The organism is Pseudomonas sp. Root562 (assembly GCF_001427125.1).
Lineage (GTDB): Bacteria > Pseudomonadota > Gammaproteobacteria > Pseudomonadales > Pseudomonadaceae > Aquipseudomonas.
Window position 1 is genome coordinate 565,660 of sequence record NZ_LMGK01000025.1, and the last position, 18,463, is coordinate 584,122.

The following is an 18,463-nucleotide window of genomic DNA, read 5'->3' on the forward strand; positions in this document are numbered from 1 at the left end:
CTTTGGCAAGACCTCCCACGTTTGGTGAAACTCACCCCACTTCAGCGCTCGGGGGCAACTATCCGGAAACGAATGTAAATGTCATTGGAAACAACGCTGTCTGCCCATTCACCCGCACCGATCTTGAAGTCACTGCGTTTGAGCGTTAACTCGCCATCAAAAATGCCAACGGCACTTTCCGCTTTCAGCAGCACCGGCACTTCCACCTCTCGAGTGAGCCCCCGTAGAGTAAGTCTGCCGGCGATCAAATAACGGTTGCTGCCGAGGTCTTTGACCCGAGTCGACTCAAAGATTGCCTTCGGATAAGTCGCCGTGTCGAACCAGGCAGGCTTTGGAAGTTCAGTCCTGGCATCACTGTCATCCACTTCAATACTGTCGAGGTCAATGGTCAACTTCGCATGTGCATCCTGGGGATGAGTTGTATCGAAATCGAGGACCCCGACGAACTTGCTGAAGGTGCCATACACCCGTGACCCCATTTGGTTGTAAGTGAAACTGAGGGTACTGGCCGTGGGATTCACGTCGGTGTATTCGACTGCATGGGCGCAAGGAAACGCACCGAACAAAAGCACGGAGGCCAATGCAATAAAACGTGATGCTCGAGAGCTCATGGGACTTTCCGGGGTGCGGGTAAGCTGACAGTAGGTGGACTAAAGCAAAGAACCACCGTTTATGCCACCGCAAAAAACGGGCTGCCTCAAAGGCAGCCCGTTTCAGAATGTCACATTGATGCCTACCACTGATAAGTCGCGCTCGCCTGCACTGTGCGTTGTGCCCCATACCAGCACCAGGAGTAGGAATAGCAGGAAGCCACATACTCTTTGTTGGCAAGGTTACTGGCGTTCAAGGCCAGGCGCAGATTGTCCTTGAGGCTGTTGAGGTGCGGGATGTCGTAGTGCAACGAAGCATCGAACAGCGTGTAGCCCGGCACCTTCAACGTGTTGGCCGTGTCACCCCAGGATGAACCGACGTAACGGGCACCGGCGCCGACGCCGAAACCTTTGGCGACGCCATCGTGGAAGGTGTAATCAGCCCAGGCCGAAGCCGTGTGACGCGGTACGCCATAGGTAGTGGTGCCTTTGGCGGGCACGGCCGGGCCGACGGCGATGTCGGTCAACGGTGCGTAGCTGACGGTACTGTTGGACTGGGTAATCCGGTTATCCAGATAGGCGTAGGCGGCCGTGATGTCCAGGTTGTCGTTGAGGCTGGCCTTGCCTTCGAGTTCGAAACCACGGGAGCGCACTTCACCGGTCTGTTCCTGACAGCGACCGGTTCCGCAGATGTGGGTCGGGTCCGGGTCAAGTGTCGGCACGTTGCTCTGGCGCAGGTCGAAGACCGAAGCGGTGATGAAACTGTTGCTGCCCGGCGGCTGGTACTTGATGCCCACTTCGTACTGCTTGCCTTCGGTGGGTTCGAACACCGAACCGCCGTAGCCGGTGCCTGATTGCGGCTCGAACGATTCCGAGTAGCTGGCATATGGCGAGATGCCATTGTCGAACAGGTACACCACGCCCAGGCGACCGGTGAAGGCTTCGCTTTGCAGCGAGGTCTTGGTCTTGGCGTTGGTACGCAGGTTGGTGGTGCTGTTGTTATTGTCGGCCCAGTCGTAGCGACCGCCCAACAGCAACACCCATTTGTCCCACTTCAATTGCTCTTGCAGGTACAGGCCTTTTTGCTCGTTGCGTTGCGTGGCGTCAGAGGTGAACGCCGGTGTGGTGACTGGCGCACCGTACACCGGGTCAAAAATATCCAGGGTCGGCCCGGTGCCGAAACCGGACTTGGTGTGGGTGCTGGTGTTCTGGTAATCGGCGCCGAACAGCACCGTGTGCTGCACCGCGCCGGTGTCGAATCTGGCCTGCAACTGGTTGTCCACGGTCCAGGAATCGAGGTTCACATCTGTGGCAATGGTCGAGCGATTGGACGTACGGTAATCGGCCCGCAGATTGCTGTTGTAGATGCTGCGGTAATCGCCTTCGCTTTGCAGGTAACGCAGATTCTGGCGCACGGTCCACACGTCGTTGATGTGGTGTTCGAACAGGTAGCCAAGAGAGAAATACTCCCGGTCACTCTTCTCGAAATCCTCTTCACCGTCGTAGAAATCGACGTCGATGCTGCGCCCCAACGGGCTGTGCAACACCGAGCCCCAGGCCGGCACCGAGCCGTACGAGGCGGCTTTCGGATCTTTCTGGAAGTGCCCGAGCAACGTCAGCGAAGTGTCATCGCTTGGACGCCAGGTGAAAGCCGACGACAGCGCCTGACGCTGGGTCTCAGTGTGTTCGAGCTGGCCGTCGGCCTCGTCGTACAGGCCGGCAACGCGATAGGAGTAAACGCCCTGATCATCCAGCGGGCCCGTGGTGTCGAAGGTCGTACGTTTTTTGTTGAAGGTGCCGTACTCGATGCCGATCTCGTGGAACGGCGTATCCAGCGGACGCTTGCTCACCATGTTGAGCACGCCGCTGGGGCTGGCCTGCCCATAGAGCACCGAAGAAGGACCGCGCAGCACCTCTACCCGCTCCAGATCGAAGGCATCCTTTTGCGGTGAAGCATCCCGGCTGCCGGGCATGCGCAAGCCGTCCAGATAAGTGGCCGGGGAGAAGCCACGAATGGTCATCTGATCCAGACGCGAAGCCGTGGAGCCGCGGGTTTCCGGCACCACCGCAGCGGTGTAGCGCAAAATCTGATTGAGGCTCTCGGCGCCTTGCGCGCGCATTTGATCCTTGGTCACCACGGAAATCGATTGCGGTGTCTCGATCAACGCCGTGTCGGTTTTGGTCCCTGACAACGCGCGGGTTGCGACGTAGCCTGCCACCGGGCCGGTAGGGCTTTCACTTTGCCAGGCACCGTTGATATCGGTGGCGCCCAACATCAGCGTACCGGCCACTGGCTCGGGGGTCGGCTCGATGCGATAACGCGTGGCCGACAGCGCGATGGCGCTCAGGCCGCTGCCCTGCAGCAATCGGCTAAGCGCCTGCGGCGCACTGAATTGACCGCTCAGGCCAGCGCTGGTTTTACCGCGCGTCAACGCCGGGTCGAACGCCAGCGTCAGGTCGGCTTGCTCGGCGAAACTGTTCAGCGCCTGGCCCAAATCCCCGGCCGGGATGGCGAAACTGCGCACTGCGCTGGTTGCGGTTTCGGGCGATGTTGGTTCAGCGGCGTGCAGGGGCACCGCGACAAAAGCCATCGCGACCGACAGCGCCAAGGGATGCAAGGGACGAGCAAAGCGTGACATGGAAAGTCCTGTGAAATGGGGAGCGTTACTATCCATGACGGCCATGTCGAAAAAACGGACAACGAATACGAGTGATTTGCATTAAAAATGTAAGAGCGAGCCTGCTCGCGATGAGAGCCGTGTCAGCCAAAAGGATGATTGCTGACACTCCACAATCGCGAGCAGGCTCGCTCCTGCATTGATTTTGGCGAACTACAGCGGCTTGACCACCACTAACAGATCCGTGAAGTACTCCACCTTGATCGGCAGGTTGTCCGCCAATGTCGCCAGTGCCGCGTCGGTATCGTCGAGGCGGAACACCCCGGAAACGCGCATGCCCTGCAACGCTTGCGTATCGAAACGCACCAGTCCGCGACGGTAACCGGCGAGGGCCTGAAGCACCTCGCTCACCGGCCGATCGTCGACCTTGAGCAAACCGCGAGTCCAGGCATCCGGCTCAGCGTTGCCAATGGCTTGTGGTGCTTGCGCCTGCCCGTCCTTGAGCCGCGTCTGCTGCCCCGCCATGACTTTGATCGCCTCGGCACCATTGGCTTTGGCTGCGACCACCGACTCCAGAACCGTGACCACGGTGGCGCCATCGTCCGTGCGACGAACCAGGTAACGCGTACCCAGCGCGGTCGCCGTGCCTTGTTCGGTGCGCACCACGAACGGCCGCTTGGCGTCCTTGGCCACCTCCACCCACATCTCCCCGGTGAGCAACTCGACCACCCGTTGCTGGCCGTCGAATTTCACGTCCAGCGCCGAATGGCTGTTGAGTTGCACCCGGCTGCCGTCGGCCAACGCCACCTCCCGCCGTTCGCCCACGTCGGTGCGCTGGTCGGCAAACCACAGGGGCCAGTTCTCCAGGCTGAACCACCCACAGAACAGCACGCTCAACAGACCGAACACCTGAGCGCCACGGGTTGTGGCTTTCGGACGCGGTTGCGCAAAGGCCTGCTTGAGTGCAACCCGCGCCGGTGCCGCCGGCAACTCATCCAGGCTCGACCACAATGCCCGCATGCGTGTGTGCGCCAGTTCGTGGCGCGGGTCGGCCTTGCACCAGGCATCGAACGCCTCGCAGTCGCGATCAGTGACTGCTTCGTCGTGCAGCAACGCAAGCCAGTGCGCGGCCTCGACGATCATTTTCTCGGTAGGTTTATCGAGGCTCGTCACGCGGGCGAATCCTCGGTGTACAAGGCGTTGTAGCAATGCACCAACACACTCGCGACGTAATTTTTCACGGTACTGGCCGACACCTTCAGTTCGATGGCGATTTCGCTGTAGGTCAGGCCGTCCAGGCGGCTAAGCAGAAAAGCTTCGCGGGTCTTGGTCGGCAACCCGGCGAGCATGGCGGAAATTTTTTCCAGCGCATCAAGCGCCGCGTGCACCGCCGCCGGATCGGGCATGCCGGCGTCTTGAGCCTGCAACGCCAACGCCTCAAGGTACGCCTGCTCGATCCGTCGGCGCCGCGCGCCATCGATCAGCAAGCGCCCCGCCATCGTCGCCAGAAAGGCCCGGGGTTCCTTGATGGACTGCGGTTCGGCAAGGGTCAGCACCCGAATGAAGGCATCGTGCGCGAGGTCCGCCGCCCGTTGCGAGCAGCCCAGTTTTTTCCGCAGCCAGCCATGCAACCATGAATGATGATTGCTGTAGAGCTCAGTGAAAGTCTGCTGACGACGCGCAAGATCGTCGCCGGCCACGGAAAAATCGCGCATACGAAAAAATTTCTCAAATAAGAAAAATTACCAATAGCGCGAACGATGACAGCAAATCTTCACCAGAGCAAGCGACGTGGTGATCAACCTTTGGCGTCAGGCGAGTCGGCCTCCTGCACCCACGCCCGTTGCAACAACTCGATGACCTCCGCGTCCGACGTCTGGGAAAAATCCACGTACCAGTGCCCAATCGATGTGAACCAGTCCGGAAACAATGGGCACACCAGTTCATCCACTTCCCTGCGCAGCGCCTCGGCCGTTTCAACCGGCGCCACCGGAACGGCCACCACGATGCGCGACGGCGCCTGCAATCGAACCGCCTGCACCGCCGCCCGCATCGAAGCGCCAGTCGCCAGGCCGTCGTCGATCAGGATCACCACCTGGTCCTTGAGATGCACCGGCGCACGCGATCCCCGATAGACCTGCTCTCGACGCCGCAGTTCGCGGCTCTCGCGGTCGACCACGGCCTGGAAAGCAGCCCTGTCGATGGGATGAAAGTGCAGTGCTTCTTCATTGCGAATCTGAATGCCGCCACTGGCAATCGCGCCCATGGCGTACTCCGGACGGGACGGCACGCCGAGTTTGCGCACCAGCATCAAGTCGAGGCGAACACCCAGCGCCCTGGCCACTTCATAGGCCACCGGCACACCGCCACGGGGCAAGGCGAGAATGATGACATCAGGCCGATGGGCGTAATGCAGCAACGGCTCCACCAACCGCCGCCCTGCGGCTGCTCGATCCTGCAGGATGGAATGGGACAAGGGGCTCATTGGAAAACCTCCCCAGGCGATCGCGCCTGCCGGTGACTTCCCCCACCCCTGATTGTCGGTGCGATGATGGCCGTCATCAAGACCTCCCTGCGTACCGCCGATCCCCTGCAGGCGAGCCTCCTCACGATGGGGCCAGCCCAGTCAACCGTGACGCTTGAGGGTTATTTCCCTACATGCCTGGCAAGAAAATCCCCGACCAACCGCGCAATTTCCCCGGGTTTTTCATCCAGTGCAAAATGACCGGCCTCCAGCACATGAATGTCCGCGGCCGGGAGATCCCGTCGATAGGCCTCGGTTTCGGCAACGTCAAAAGACGGATCAAACTTGCCCCACACTACCAGCGTCGGTGGTTGGTGCTCGCGTAGCCAGGCTTGCCACTTCGGATAGCTGGCCACATTGTTGCGGTAGTCATAGAACAGATCACTTTGGATATCCGCTTGTCCTGGCTGATTCAGGAAGTTGTATTCGTCGGTCCACAAATCCGGGTTGAAAACTTCTATCGCAGGATTGGCACCGACGTGCCGCTGCCGGGTGGTCGCCAACGAGAAAAAGCTCGCTCGCAACCCCGCCTCGTTCGGGGCTCGATTGGCCCAGAACTCACGCCGTTTCTGCCACAGCGGCCCGAGCCCATCCTCGTGTGCAACCGCATTCTGGATAATCAGTGCCTGCAGGCGTTCGGGATGGGCGAGCATCATTCGGAATCCAACCGGGCCGCCGTAGTCCTGCACATACAGCGCATATTTGTTCAGGCCCAGTGCTTCGGTGAAATGCTCCATAACACTGGCCAGATGATCGAAGGTATAAACAAACAACTTCGCATCCGGGGCATCGCTGTGACCAAACCCAGGATAGTCCGGCGCCACCAGGTGGTAGTGCTGCGCCAACCGTGACAGCAGCGGGTCATACATGCGCGAAGAACTGGGAAAGCCGTGCAGCAGCAACAAAGTTGGCGCATCCGGCCGCCCGGCTTCACGATAGAAAATCGACAGGTCATCAACCTTGATACTGCGGTAGGCAACCGTCATATGCTCCACCGAAGGGCTGGCCGGTTCGGCAGCGTGGGCGACATTGGAAAGCGACAGGCCCATGGCACAACCGAGGGCCAGGGCAGGCAGCCATTTATTCATGGGAAAACTCCGATTCAAGGTGCAAAAGTGACCTGGGTAAACAGTGCCACCTCGATGTATCCACCCCGTACCGGATTTGTAATGATCTGTATTTTCACCGCCGATCTTACATAGCGATACACAGGCCCTGCCGCCCTGCTACACCAACCGCTCAATCTTCTGATGCTGCCACACCAATTTGTAATACAGCGTTTGCAACGCCAGCATCCCCAGATACGCCACCGGAAACGCCATCCAAACCCCTGGCAAGCCGAACCGCGCGTCCAGCAAATACGCCACCGGCAGTTGCACACCCACCACGCACACAATCGAAATCGCCACCGGCACCATCACCGTGCCGCTGGCGCGCATGATGCCGCCGATGATTGCCTGGAAGCCGAACACCAACAGGCTCCAGAGCATGATGTGCAACAGGTGTTCAGCCATATTCAGCGTCGTTTCTTCCGTGAGGAACGACGCCAGCAACCAACTCGACAACACGTACCCGAGCACGATCAAGCCGCCCGTCAGGCACACATTGATCATCAATCCGGTCTTCAGAATTGGCCCGATGCGTTCGATGCGCCCTGCCCCGATCGCCTGCGCGCCAAGGATCGACGCCGTGATCGCAATCGACAGCGCCGGGAACTGCACGTAATTGACGATCTGCGTCACCGCGCCATAAGCCGCCGTCGCCTGGGAACCGTGCTGGTTCACCAGCGCCAGGATCACCAGCTCCGACAGCGACAACACCACCATCTGCAACCCGGTGGGCAAACCGATGCGCAACACCTTGCCGAGAATCCCCCAATCGAGCTTCATCGACGCAAAAAACTCGCGGTCCGGCGCCAACGGATGGCCCCGACGAATCAAGCGCCATGCCAGCCACCCCATCGCCACCAGGTTACCCGCCAACCCGGCAAACGCCGCACTTTGAATCCCCAGCGGCGGCAACCCCAACCACCCGCGAATCAACGCCGGCGTCAGCGCCAGGCCAATAACGGTCGACACCACCAGCGCCAACAACGGCGACATCGTATCGCTCACCCCGCGCAACAACTGCGTGAACAACACAAACACCAGCATCGTCGGCATGAACCACAACATCACATGGGCATACGCCACCGCATCGTCCAGCACGTCCGCCGGCGTCCCCAACCCCACCAGCGAAGACCGCGCAAACACACTCCCCACCACCGCCGCCACCAAGCCGATCAACACCCCCAACATCAACGTCGCCCCGGCGATGGCCTTGACCAGATGCACCTCACGCGCGCCCCACGCTTGTCCGATCAAAACCCCCGCACCCGCGCCCAAACCAATGACCAGGGCAATAAAGAAGAACACGATGGGAAACATCCCCGACACCGCCGCCAGCGCCTGCGTGCCGAGCATCTGGCCGATGTAGATGCTGTTGACGGTGCCGGACATGGATTGCAGGAAATTCGACAGCACCATGGGCGCGAGGAAAAGCAGGTAGGTTTTCCAGAGCGGATGTTGGGCGGCAGTGGCAGTTTGCATGGGGTGGAGGTCCATCTCGACGGCGTGAGGGCTGATGAAGGATAGCTTCGGTGAGTTATGAGCGAGGGGCAACGTACATTTTGGGGGACGTGTTTAGTTTTGTAGGGAAGTGATGTGAAAGATCCGAGAATGCGGCGACTTTGGTCCTACATGAAGTTCGGAATGCCTCACCTACCCTGCCGATCTCGTGAGGCTTATAGTCGGTGCCGTCGCCCCAAATGGCGATTCGGGTTTGGCGACCTGATCGATTGGAATGCAAAGGCTCTGTGCTTTAATGCAGTCGCTTTTGCATGCCCGCAAAGCTGTCTTTATGGCAGCTGTGCGCGGGAGACCTTCGGGTCTGCCGGATTCCGATCCCGGTTCGCCAACCTGCGTACAGCTGTCACCCATTCGTTTGGCGACGATTGAGGGACAGTCAACCTTTGCCTTGATCGGAGTTTCACTATGGAAAGATACATGCCCCTCACCGGACTTGACCTGATTCCGCCCTCCCTGCTCATTGATACCGAAGCCCCGCTCGACGTCCTGCAAGCCATGGCGGATTACCGCATTCGCACAGTCACTCAGGTATTGGAGAACATCGCCTTTCGCGCCGAGATTGGTTGCGACACGGTGGTGTTGTCGGACTTTTCCAAACTGCTGGCCATTCCGTTGCGCGATGGTTGTGATTTGATGGATGTGGTTGGGCGACGATTGCGGGCGCAAGCGGCGCAGTAAATAAAATCGGGCGCTCTCGGCGCCCGACTTTTCGCAGGATCAAAATAGGGTTATTCGTCAGCTCACTCCAACAACGCAACCAATCGCGGTTCAATCGACCCCTTTTCCACCTCAAGCAACGCCAACGTCACCGGCAACCTGAACCGCCGCGGCCCCGCGCTGCCTGGATTGAGGTACAGCCGTTCACTGCGCCATTCGATGAGCGGTTTATGAGAATGCCCGGTAATCACCAGCCTCGTGCCTTCATCAAGCAAGGCAGGCACATCGGCAACGTCGTGGACCAGCAAGGTCTGCCAGCCCTCGACGTCGAAACCCAGGTGATCAACGAGTTGCTCCGCCCACGGTGCGCCCAAGTCATTGTTCCCGCGCACCACATGCAACGGCGCAATGGCTGCCAGTTGCTCAAGAATTTCCGGCTTGCCGATGTCGCCCGCGTGAATGATCAACCCACTGCCCTGCAAAGCCATCAGAGCTTCGGGACGGAGCAGGCCGTGGGTATCGGAAATAACGCCAACTTTCATGCAAGGCTCCAAGTCAGGCTCAAGGATGATCTTCAACAGAAACGGCCAGGAGCTGCCGCTCGAGTAATTTTAAAAGTCCATCCGATAGTTCTTCATCATTTCTGATTCTGGCGGATCAACCGAGTACCCATGTGCGACTGGTTGAAGAACGCCGCCTCATAGCAGCCAATCACTGAAGAAGGTACCCTCGCACCCAAGCCCCCAAGATACTCATAATCACACGATGAAACGTATCTTCAACCACCTGAGTGACTGGCATCGTTTTGATCCTCCGGGATGGGCAGAAAGCGGCCAAGAGGAAACCTTCGAAAGCGTCTAGAAAATTAGAGGTGATTCGCGGCAATACCGCATTCCTGTGAGGAATGCCCCCATAAAAAACACGCATTTTATTTAAAGCGTCGGATGTTCTAGCGTGTTCCATTCTGCATATGGAGATGTCGCTATGAATGACCCGAGACTGCGCCTTTACGTTGACTCTCAATTCACCAGCCCCTACGCGCTGTCATGCTTTGTGGCACTTAGAGAAAAGGGAATTGAGTTCGAAATGAGTACCTTGAACCTGGCAACACTGGAGAACCAGACCAGTGATTATGCCCGTCTTTCGTTGACTCAGAGAGTGCCCACCCTCGTGCATGGTGACTTTGCGTTGTCGGAATCATCGGCAATCACTGAGTACCTGGAAGATGTGTTCCCCCAAACATCTGTTTACCCACAGCCCCCGCAACAGCGTGCCGCGGCGAGACAAATTCAAGCGTGGCTACGCAGTGATTTGCTACCCATCCGCCAGGAGCGCTCAACGCTGGTTATATTCTATGGCCAAAAATACGGACCTTTGTCCGCATCGGCTGAATCTGCCAAGCAAAAGTTGCTTGATGTCGCTCAATCGCTGCTTACCGATAGCCCGAACTACATCTTTGGCCAATGGTCGATCGCCGATGTTGATCTGGCATTGATGCTGAACCGATTGATTCTTAATGGGGACACCGTACCGGCTCAACTGGAGGATTACGCCCAGCGCCAATGGCAGCGCCCGACAGTGCAAGAGTGGATCAAGCTGCAACGACCTCCAATGTAGCCGCACGCAAATTGCTGATAATGGCCGAATTCTGCCGCTGCTGAGCAGCAGTTATGGGGCGAAAGCAGCCTCTTGAAACCGAGCGCGACGTACAAGTCACGCCCGGACACGTCAGGTCCCCTTCGCGATTAAGCGCCTATTAGCACACCAGAGTCGCCTGCCCGCCAGACGTTGTCGACCGTCACCCGCTGGATGCCCTATCCCGCGCCGAGCCTGACCAACTCAACGGCGTAGCGGTATTCATGAGGCAATGGCGTGCCGGGTCGTTCTTCAGCACAGGCTGCGCCTTCATAACCGCATCCAGGTGTGCCCTGTCACCCTCGAAGGTCACTCGGGGATTGCTGACAGAATGAGTGGTATCGACGTGCCCAAGGCACCGAACAACGCCGCAACGATGGAGATTTAGCCAGGCAAGTCAGTACCCCACACCACGAACACCGCCCGAAGCACGGATGGATTCGCCCGTCACCCAACGCGAATCTTCAGATGCCAGAAACACGGCCAATGGTGCGATGTCCTCAGGTTCCCCAAAGCGTCCCAACGGTGTTCCAGCCAACAGCTTTTCTCCGAACTCTCCTGCAAAGTTGCCATCGGTAGCCGGGGTGTTCGTATGGCCTGGCAGAATCGAGTTGACCCTGATACCGCGTGCGCCCAACTCCCTGGCCAGTGCGAAGGTCAAGGTATCGATTGCACCTTTAGTAGCCGAGTAGACGCTCGATGCCAGATAGGGGTCGGTACTGAGGATCGAGCTGATATTGATGATGCTACCGTTCGACCCCAGCAGTTTGACGGCCTCACGCACTGCCAGCAGATAGCCCAGCACATTCAGGTTGAATTGCTTATGGAAGGCATCTTCGGTCAGGTCATCGATCATCTCGAACACAGCCACACCGGCATTGTTGACCAGGATATCCAGAGTGCCGTAGTTCTCACGGACCGTTTCAAACAGGCGCACCACATCGGTCGCCTGACTCATGTCTGCCTGCACGGCTAGCGCTGCTCCGCCATTAGCCTCAATCCCGGCAACCACAGCATCGGCATCCGCCTGGCTGGTGGCGTAATTGATGATGACCGTTGCGCCCTGCGCCGCCAAAGCCTTGGCAATCCCGGCGCCGATGCCCTTGGATGCGCCGGTGACAACCGCTATTTTTCCTTCGAGTTTCATGACTTGCCCTTTTGAAGTTACGTGACAGGTGGCTGCGTCGCGCTTGGGTCATGAAAGACTGCAAGGCAACGCGCCGCTTGCCATCAGTATTCAGGCAGCGAGGACGCCGACGTTTGCCGGTTAATCGCACATGCTTGCCTATCCTTCTCACTGGGCTTGCCATGGCCCGGGATATGGCTCACGGTGGACAGCATGGAACAATCAATGGCAGAACTGCGCTGCATCGTGATGCGTGCGCAAGACAAGTGGACCGAGACCGGGTTACCCCGCGTGGCGATGGTGCGTGCCGAGGCCTGTGCGAGTCAGGTCTATCAACCGATGCTGCACCTGGTTCTGCAGGGCACTAAGACCTTGTCGATTGGGGAAAAAGTTTCCAGGTATTCTGCAGGCCGGTATTTTCTGGTGCCTTTGGACGTGCCCGCCACAGGACAGGTTCACGCAGACACAGTTGAGCAGCCCTATCTGGCGGTCAGCCTGACGCTGGATCCGGATGTGATCGCCACGCTTTTGATGGACGAAGGCAAAACGCCAAGGCCATTGCAGGATGCCTGTTTTGAAGGCGTTCTCGCGCCTGCGCAAATGATCGATGCGTGGCTGCGCATGATGCGGCTCATGGATCACCCTCACGAAGCGGCGATCCTGGCGCCGATGATCGAACGGGAGATTCTGTTCCGCGCCTTGCAGGGACCGTTGGGTGGCATTCTGCGTGACGTCGCGCGGCCGGATGGGCGGTTGACGCAGATCCGCCGCGTCACCCAGTGGATTCGAGACCACTACACCGAGCCGTTTCGGGTAGAGCCGCTGGCACGCATGGCGGACATGAGCGTTGCCGCCTTCTACCGGCACTTCAAATCAGTAACGGCCATGACACCGATCCAGTATCAGAAACGCCTGCGCTTGCTCCGGGCGCGGTGGTTGCTGCTGTTCGACACGCTGGACGCGACATCAATCGCCTATGCCGTTGGATATGAAAGCGCTTCGCAATTCAACCGTGAATATGCAAGATTGTTTGGCCTGCCTCCTGCGCGGGATGCGGCGAGATTCAAGTCTCCCCTCCCCGCCGCAGGCTGATGGCACTCGGGTGAGTCGCCTCAAAAATCCGAGATCGACGTCCCTTCGATACTCTCGGCAAACCCGCTACCAAAGACGTTGGCGGGGGTAGCGAATCCCGACAGACGTTCACCTTCCAATACCCGCCGCGCCGCTTCCACTGCGGCCAGTGGCGTGTAGGAATAGCCGTTCACGGTTTCGATTACAGAGCGGGCGATTACGCCGTCAACGCCAATGACCTCAACCACTGCTCGGGCGCGATACGCCTCCCTTTCCTCGGGCGTCGGGCCATCGGGCAGTTGCGACAGATCGCCTTCTGGAAACGCGTCGCCTGAAATGTGCACGAACATCGCGATGTTCGGGACGCCTGTCGAGTGCCAACCTGTCACCAGATCACCAAACGACAGAGGCGCACACAGGACCGGGCCATCACCGAAATCGAAGTGACGCGGCGTTGCATCAGGTGTCGCGACCAGTTCTCCGTCGACCCTCGCCATTATCCCCGCCCCCATGATTTCGCTGACGCTCAGGGCCGAGCCACGGGACATCGAACCTGGGACCTGAAGCGCGATGCTCAGCGCAAAGGGCTGTTCGACACGCCTGGCGACATGCACCGCCAGTGAGTCGGTCGGTACGACGTCCCACCCCACACCCGGCAAGAGCATGACGTGATGCGAAACGGCATCTGCGCCCAGACGCTCGGCCAGCCGATAGACGTTGATCTCCGCCGTGATGTCCAGATAGTCGACCCCGGCCTTGATGCAGGCGCGCATCAACGCCTCTGCGGTGTGCGCAAAGGGTCCGGCGAAATTGAGCAGGACAGAGATACCAGACAGCGAGCCCGCCGCGTCCGCGTCGGCATCGAACACCCGAAACGGCACATCCAGTTGCGTTGCGAGGGCCGCAAGACGCAGGTGATTACGCCCGGCAATTTCGAAGCGCAGGCCCAGCGCCTTCGCCCGTTCAGCGGCCATGCGACCGGTATAGCCGGTGGCGCCGTATATCAGCAGTGTGCTCATTGGACGTGCTGCCATTTTTTATAAACGAATTCGAGGCTGTATCCGTCCGGGTCCAGCACGTTGGCGGCGTAGTAATCCGGGTCGTAGTGCAGACGTGCGCCTGGCGCGCCGTTGTCGACAGCGCCCTCTTTCATGGCTGCGGCGTAGGCGGCGTCCACCGCAGCCTTACTTTTGGCGACGAACCCCACATGGGCGGCACGGCCTTCAACGATCCCTTCGCGTAGCCAGAAAAACACCCGGCCATTTGCGCCGAAGCCTTTGAGGTCGGGATGCCCCGGCGGGCCATCCTTGCCGTCGTAGTCCAGTCGCGCAGTGATGTCCAACGGGGTCAACGCCGCTTCGTAGAAACGGATGGAACGGGTGATGTCGCTTACCGACAAAAAGACATGATCCAGCATGGAGTAATCCTCAGATGTTGTAGCCGCCAGCGACCTCGATGGTCTGGGCATTGATCCAGCCGCCGTCCTGCGACAGCAACGTGGCAATCACTCGCGCAACGTCCTCCGCTTCGCCTACTCTGCCCAGCGCAGTCTGCGCCGCCAGCAAAGCCTCGAATTCTTTGTTCAGGCCGCCGCCAAGTTCGGTACGGATCGCGCCGGGTGACACGGCGTTGGCCCGAATCCGTCGTTCGCCAAACTCCTTGGCCATGTAACGCGTGAGCACTTCGAGCCCGCCCTTGAACGCTGCGTAAGGCGCGACACCCGCCGTGGCGACGCGAGTGGTCGCGCTGGTAAGGTTGACGATACTCGCACCGTCCGCCAGCAACGGCAGCAAGGTCTGTGTGAGGAAGAACGGGCCTTTGAGATGAACGTTGAACAAGCCATCAAACTGCGCTTCGCTGACGGTGGCCAAAGGGTTGAACAGACCATATCCGGCATTGTTGACCAAGCCACTGAGGGTGGTGAGGCCCCAGGTCTCGCGCAAGGCAAGTGTCACTGACTCGCGAAACTCGGAGAAGCTTGCGACATCAGACACATCGAGCTTGAGCGCAACCGCCTTGCCTCCCGCATGCTCGATGCCCTCCACGACGCGAGCCGCCTCCTCTGGATGACGGTTGTAGGTCAGGATGACGCCCATGCCCCGCCGAGCAATATGCTCGGCGGCACAGGCACCAATGCCGCGACTCCCGCCCGTAGTGACGATGACGCTCATGTGCTGTTCCTCAGTGCTTGGAATGAGGACCCAGCGTACTGATCTCCCCAGTGCAGAACGCACCCGTTCCTGCTCGAAACCTGCCTGTTTCTGCTTTTTACTTGCAGCGCATCAGCTTCTGCCCTCAGCATGGCCGGCATGGACAATCAACTGAACGAACTCAGGTCTCTCGCGGCCAAGGCTGAAAACCGGCGCACCGAAACCGGTATTCCCCGCGTGGCCATGGTCAAGGGCAAGATTCCCGAGCACATGCTCGCGGCGGTCTATGACCCGATGATCAACGTGATTCTGCAAGGCAGCAAATGCATGACCGTGGGCGACCGCACGCTGCGATATGACCCCGCGACTTACTTCGTGATGTCCATCAACCTGCCCGCCGTCGGCTCGGTGCACCCCGCCGAAACCGGGGAGCCGTATCTTGCCGTCAGCCTGACGCTCGATCCGACGGTGTTATCCAACCTGTTCGCCGACCTGCCCAAACCTGCCAATCGAGTCGACGCCTACTCAGGGTTTTCGGTCGCATCGATGACCACTGAACTCATGGACGCCTGGGTTCGAATGTTGAGACTCATGGGTGACGCCGATGCCATCGCCGCGCTGGCCCCGGTTTACGAGCGGGAAATCATTTTCCGTGTGCTCCAGGGCCCCCTTGGCTGGATGCTGCGAGAGATCGCAGCGCCCGACAGCGCGATGGCCCGTGTGAACCTTGCGGTGCAGTGGATCCGCCAGGACTTCGCCCAGCCCATAGGGGTCGAGCGCCTGGCCGAGCGAGCGTCGATGAGCGTCTCGGCGTTTCACCGCCACTTCAAGGCCGTGACCAACCTGAGCCCGTTGCAGTACCAAAAGCGCGTGCGCCTGCTCCAGGCCAGAACACTGATGGTGGCGAATGCGAAGAGTGTCATGGCTGCTGCTTTCGAAGTTGGTTATGAAAGCGCGACGCAGTTCAGCCGGGATTATGCAAAGGTGTTTGGGCTTCCCCCCTCGCAGGATGCGAGCAGAATCCATGGGCAAGCGAGAGTGATAGCAGGTAATTGAGCGGCATACCGCAGGTAGCCGTGACTGGCAACTATCGGCCAAAAAGCGGACGTTCGACTGATCAGATCAAGGTGGTTAAGCTGGTGTCTTTTCCAGCGACAGGGACGAACGCATGACAGTGGCCTATCAGGGAAGCTGCCTTTGCACAGCAATCAGTTATGAGCTACTGACTACGCCAAAAGCAGTGAGCCATTGTCACTGTAATCAATGCCGCAAAGGTCACGGTGCAGCATTCGCTTCGTATGGTAGCGTGCCCCGTAGCGCACTACGGATACTCAACGGCGCTGGCCACATCACTAAGTATTCTTCATCAGAATCGGTGCTACGCGAGTTCTGCGCGCAATGTGGTTCAACTTTGTTTTGGTCACGCTCTCAAGGCGAATCTTCCGATTGGGTTTCGATAGCACTGGGCACACTCGACACCCCCTTCACGCCTCAGAAGCAAAAACACGTTCATGTCGTCTCTAGAGTTCACTGGTATACACCCTCCAACTCATCGCCTCAGATGGATTGACCGCAATAGGTCGATTTCGATTGGACTCAGCGCATATGCCACGCCAATCGCCTGCCCCCAACTTTTCGTTCGCGCTGAACCCTGGCTCAACTGTGCGCAACAACAAAGTGCCCTTTCATTCCTTGGCAATCTCCGGTGCCAGCAACCACTCAGCACTGTCGTTCCAGACGTCCATATGGGTGATTTTGCCATCGCGCACTTCGAAGCGGTCCAGATAACGATTGCCCGAAAAGCGGCGGCCATCCGGCCATTCGCCAAACAGTGTGCCATTGGAATACACCACGGTATGGTCGCCCCGGTCCATCCAGTCGAAGTTTCCCATGGCTTTCTTGACCCAGGCGTAGCGTGAGCCATTGAACGCCGTGATCGCCAGCGGATCGGGCATGGCCCGGCCGCCGGTGAAGGTGATCTTTACATCGGCACTCATGAACGTCGCCGCCCGGACGGGATCCGGGGCCATGGAAGCCTCGAGAAAATTGCTAACAATCTGTACATCCTTATTCATTTCAGACATCGCTAAAACTCCTGACTCTAGGAATACCCGGTTGATTCGGACGCCTTTGCATGGTGCAAGCCGCCTTCTTTTGGCGCGAAAAACTCTGCCAGCCCCTGCAAAACCACCCTATTTCAAGGGCTGCTGCGACTGGCATCCTACTTGCTAGCAATAATTATGCAACTGCTAGCAATCAGGAGAATCAACTATGGCCACCCGGCTTCCAAACCTGCAACGTCTGCTGTTTCCCGTGGCTGCGGCAGTCACGCTCAACATGGCTCTTTTCGGTGGCGCGCAAGCGTCCGAGCCGCCGATCAAAGTCGGTCTGGTAGCCGCGCTTTCGGGCCAGTCGGCCAAATCCGGCGAAGCCCTGACTCGGGGCTTGACCATGGCCATCAATGAGGTCAACGCCAGCGGCGGCGTGCTGGGGCGTCCGCTGGAGCTGGTGCGTCGTGACGACGAAAGCAACCCGTCCAAGGGCATCCTCGCCGCTCGCGAACTGGTCCAGCGGGAAAAGGTCGCGGTGCTGTTTGGCGGTCTTGATACACCGGTTTCCCTGGCCATCGTGCCGCTGGTCAACCAGATGAAAGTACCGTTCATGGGCATCTGGGCCGCCGGTACGAAAATCACCGAGAACGGCGCAGCCGATAACTACGTGTTCCGGGTTTCCGCCGTCGATGAACTGGTGGATGAGGCACTGGTGAAGTACGGCGTCGACAACGGCATGAAGAAGCCGGGGATGATCCTCATCAACAATCCATGGGGCGAGTCCAACGAGGCTGGATTCAAGCGCGCCCTGGAAAAACGCGGCATGCCCAACGCTGGTGTCGAGCGTATCCAGGACAGCGATCTCGACGTAGTGCCGCAACTGACCCGATTGAAAAACGCCGGTGCGGACACCCTGCTGCTGGTCGGTAACGTCAGTCCCTCGGCACAGGTGGTCAAGTCCCTGGACCGCATGGGCTGGGACGTGCCGGTCGTTTCTCACTGGGGGCCGGCCGGTGGTCGCTTTGGCGAATTGGCGGGGCCGAACGCCTCTCGCGTGCATTTCATCCAGACCTACGTGTTCACCGAGAACAATGGCGCCAAGGGCGATGCCTTGTTGGCTGCGTTGAAAACGGCATACCCGCAGATCAAGACGCTGGCTGACGTCACGCCGGCAGTGGGCATTGCCAATGCCTACGACGCGCTGCATCTCACCGCCCAGGCCATTGAAAAAGCCGGCAGCACCGAGGGCAAGGCCGTACGCGACGGGTTCTACGCCATCAACGAATACGATGGTTTGATCAAGCACTACAAGCAACCGTTTACCCCATCCAAGCATGACGCGCTGGGGCCGGACGACTATCTGTTCACCCACGTCGTCAACGACCAGATCGTGCCGCTCAAGCCTGAGGAGTAA

19 protein-coding genes are annotated in these 18,463 nt (G+C 59.1%); 6 read left to right on the plus strand and 13 right to left on the minus strand.

Annotation, left to right across the window (positions count from 1 at the left end):
- Positions 1 to 41: 41 nt before the first annotated feature.
- The 7 genes from ASD60_RS26205 to ASD60_RS26235 all read right to left on the minus strand — a co-directional run bounded on the left by ASD60_RS26205 (position 42) and on the right by ASD60_RS26235 (position 8,320).
- Entirely contained in the window at positions 42 to 611 is a 570-nt protein-coding gene (locus ASD60_RS26205) for a YceI family protein (RefSeq protein WP_056856763.1), read from the minus strand.
- A 122-nt stretch (positions 612 to 733) separates the two neighbouring features.
- The gene (locus ASD60_RS26210; RefSeq protein WP_056856764.1) at positions 734 to 3,229 is read right to left on the minus strand and encodes a TonB-dependent siderophore receptor; all 2,496 of its coding nucleotides are present in this window, start codon (positions 3,227 to 3,229) and stop codon (positions 734 to 736) included.
- 192 nt (positions 3,230 to 3,421) lie between these two features.
- Positions 3,422 to 4,381 carry a FecR family protein gene (locus ASD60_RS26215; protein ID WP_056856765.1) on the minus strand — a complete coding sequence of 320 codons (960 nt, stop codon included), beginning with the start codon at positions 4,379 to 4,381 and terminating at the stop codon, positions 3,422 to 3,424.
- Positions 4,378 to 4,923, minus strand: a complete 546-nt coding sequence (locus ASD60_RS26220) for a sigma-70 family RNA polymerase sigma factor (RefSeq protein ID WP_056856766.1) — start codon at positions 4,921 to 4,923, stop codon at positions 4,378 to 4,380. Before ASD60_RS26220 ends, ASD60_RS26215 begins: the two co-directional genes overlap by 4 nt.
- 83 nt (positions 4,924 to 5,006) lie before the next feature.
- Complete coding sequence (locus tag ASD60_RS26225; RefSeq protein ID WP_056856767.1) at positions 5,007 to 5,693, minus strand: phosphoribosyltransferase; 687 nt, start codon at positions 5,691 to 5,693, stop codon at positions 5,007 to 5,009.
- 161 nt (positions 5,694 to 5,854) lie between these two features.
- Positions 5,855 to 6,820, minus strand: coding sequence for an alpha/beta fold hydrolase (locus tag ASD60_RS26230; protein WP_056856768.1), 966 nt, complete (start codon positions 6,818 to 6,820; stop codon positions 5,855 to 5,857).
- A 138-nt stretch (positions 6,821 to 6,958) separates the two neighbouring features.
- Complete coding sequence (locus tag ASD60_RS26235) at positions 6,959 to 8,320, minus strand: MATE family efflux transporter (protein WP_056856769.1); 1,362 nt, start codon at positions 8,318 to 8,320, stop codon at positions 6,959 to 6,961.
- A gap of 444 nt (positions 8,321 to 8,764) precedes the next feature.
- Here ASD60_RS26235 and ASD60_RS26240 point away from each other — a divergent pair, with 444 nt between their 5' ends.
- On the plus strand, positions 8,765 to 9,037 hold the full coding sequence (locus ASD60_RS26240) for a hypothetical protein (RefSeq protein ID WP_056856770.1): 273 nt from the start codon (positions 8,765 to 8,767) through the stop codon (positions 9,035 to 9,037).
- Positions 9,038 to 9,099: 62 nt separating this feature from the next.
- Here the strand turns inward: ASD60_RS26240 and ASD60_RS26245 are convergent, their stop codons facing one another.
- Positions 9,100 to 9,558 carry a metallophosphoesterase family protein gene (locus tag ASD60_RS26245; protein WP_056856771.1) on the minus strand — a complete coding sequence of 153 codons (459 nt, stop codon included), beginning with the start codon at positions 9,556 to 9,558 and terminating at the stop codon, positions 9,100 to 9,102.
- A gap of 442 nt (positions 9,559 to 10,000) precedes the next feature.
- Here ASD60_RS26245 and yfcF point away from each other — a divergent pair, with 442 nt between their 5' ends.
- Complete coding sequence (yfcF, locus tag ASD60_RS26250; protein WP_056856772.1) at positions 10,001 to 10,633, plus strand: glutathione transferase; 633 nt, start codon at positions 10,001 to 10,003, stop codon at positions 10,631 to 10,633.
- A gap of 415 nt (positions 10,634 to 11,048) precedes the next feature.
- Here yfcF and ASD60_RS26255 read toward each other — a convergent pair whose 3' ends face one another.
- A complete protein-coding gene (locus ASD60_RS26255) occupies positions 11,049 to 11,798 on the minus strand; it encodes an SDR family NAD(P)-dependent oxidoreductase (RefSeq protein WP_056856773.1) in 750 nt (249 codons plus the stop codon).
- A 204-nt stretch (positions 11,799 to 12,002) separates the two neighbouring features.
- On the opposite strand from ASD60_RS26255, the gene ASD60_RS26260 reads away from it, so the two are divergent.
- Positions 12,003 to 12,869, plus strand: a complete 867-nt coding sequence (locus ASD60_RS26260) for an AraC family transcriptional regulator (RefSeq protein WP_082557675.1) — start codon at positions 12,003 to 12,005, stop codon at positions 12,867 to 12,869.
- Between the two features lie 20 nt (positions 12,870 to 12,889).
- Here the strand turns inward: ASD60_RS26260 and ASD60_RS26265 are convergent, their stop codons facing one another.
- Genes ASD60_RS26265 through ASD60_RS26275 form a run of 3 tightly spaced genes read right to left on the minus strand, consistent with a single transcriptional unit; the run spans position 12,890 to position 15,019 of the window.
- The gene (locus tag ASD60_RS26265) at positions 12,890 to 13,867 is read right to left on the minus strand and encodes a saccharopine dehydrogenase family protein (protein ID WP_056856775.1); all 978 of its coding nucleotides are present in this window, start codon (positions 13,865 to 13,867) and stop codon (positions 12,890 to 12,892) included.
- Entirely contained in the window at positions 13,864 to 14,265 is a 402-nt protein-coding gene (locus ASD60_RS26270; RefSeq protein ID WP_056856776.1) for a VOC family protein, read from the minus strand. The genes ASD60_RS26265 and ASD60_RS26270 overlap by 4 nt, the downstream gene beginning before the upstream one ends.
- 10 nt (positions 14,266 to 14,275) lie before the next feature.
- Positions 14,276 to 15,019 (minus strand): SDR family NAD(P)-dependent oxidoreductase, encoded by a 744-nt coding sequence (locus ASD60_RS26275; protein WP_056856777.1) that lies wholly within the window; start codon positions 15,017 to 15,019, stop codon positions 14,276 to 14,278.
- A 138-nt stretch (positions 15,020 to 15,157) separates the two neighbouring features.
- On the opposite strand from ASD60_RS26275, the gene ASD60_RS26280 reads away from it, so the two are divergent.
- Positions 15,158 to 16,054, plus strand: a complete 897-nt coding sequence (locus tag ASD60_RS26280) for an AraC family transcriptional regulator (RefSeq protein WP_056856915.1) — start codon at positions 15,158 to 15,160, stop codon at positions 16,052 to 16,054.
- Positions 16,055 to 16,166: 112 nt separating this feature from the next.
- Complete coding sequence (locus tag ASD60_RS28640) at positions 16,167 to 16,568, plus strand: GFA family protein (RefSeq protein ID WP_082557676.1); 402 nt, start codon at positions 16,167 to 16,169, stop codon at positions 16,566 to 16,568.
- Positions 16,569 to 16,683: 115 nt separating this feature from the next.
- Here the strand turns inward: ASD60_RS28640 and ASD60_RS26285 are convergent, their stop codons facing one another.
- A complete protein-coding gene (locus ASD60_RS26285) occupies positions 16,684 to 17,082 on the minus strand; it encodes a nuclear transport factor 2 family protein (protein WP_056856778.1) in 399 nt (132 codons plus the stop codon).
- A 187-nt stretch (positions 17,083 to 17,269) separates the two neighbouring features.
- Here ASD60_RS26285 and ASD60_RS26290 point away from each other — a divergent pair, with 187 nt between their 5' ends.
- Positions 17,270 to 18,463: an ABC transporter substrate-binding protein gene (locus ASD60_RS26290; protein WP_056856779.1), complete on the plus strand. Its 1,194-nt coding sequence runs from the start codon at positions 17,270 to 17,272 to the stop codon at positions 18,461 to 18,463.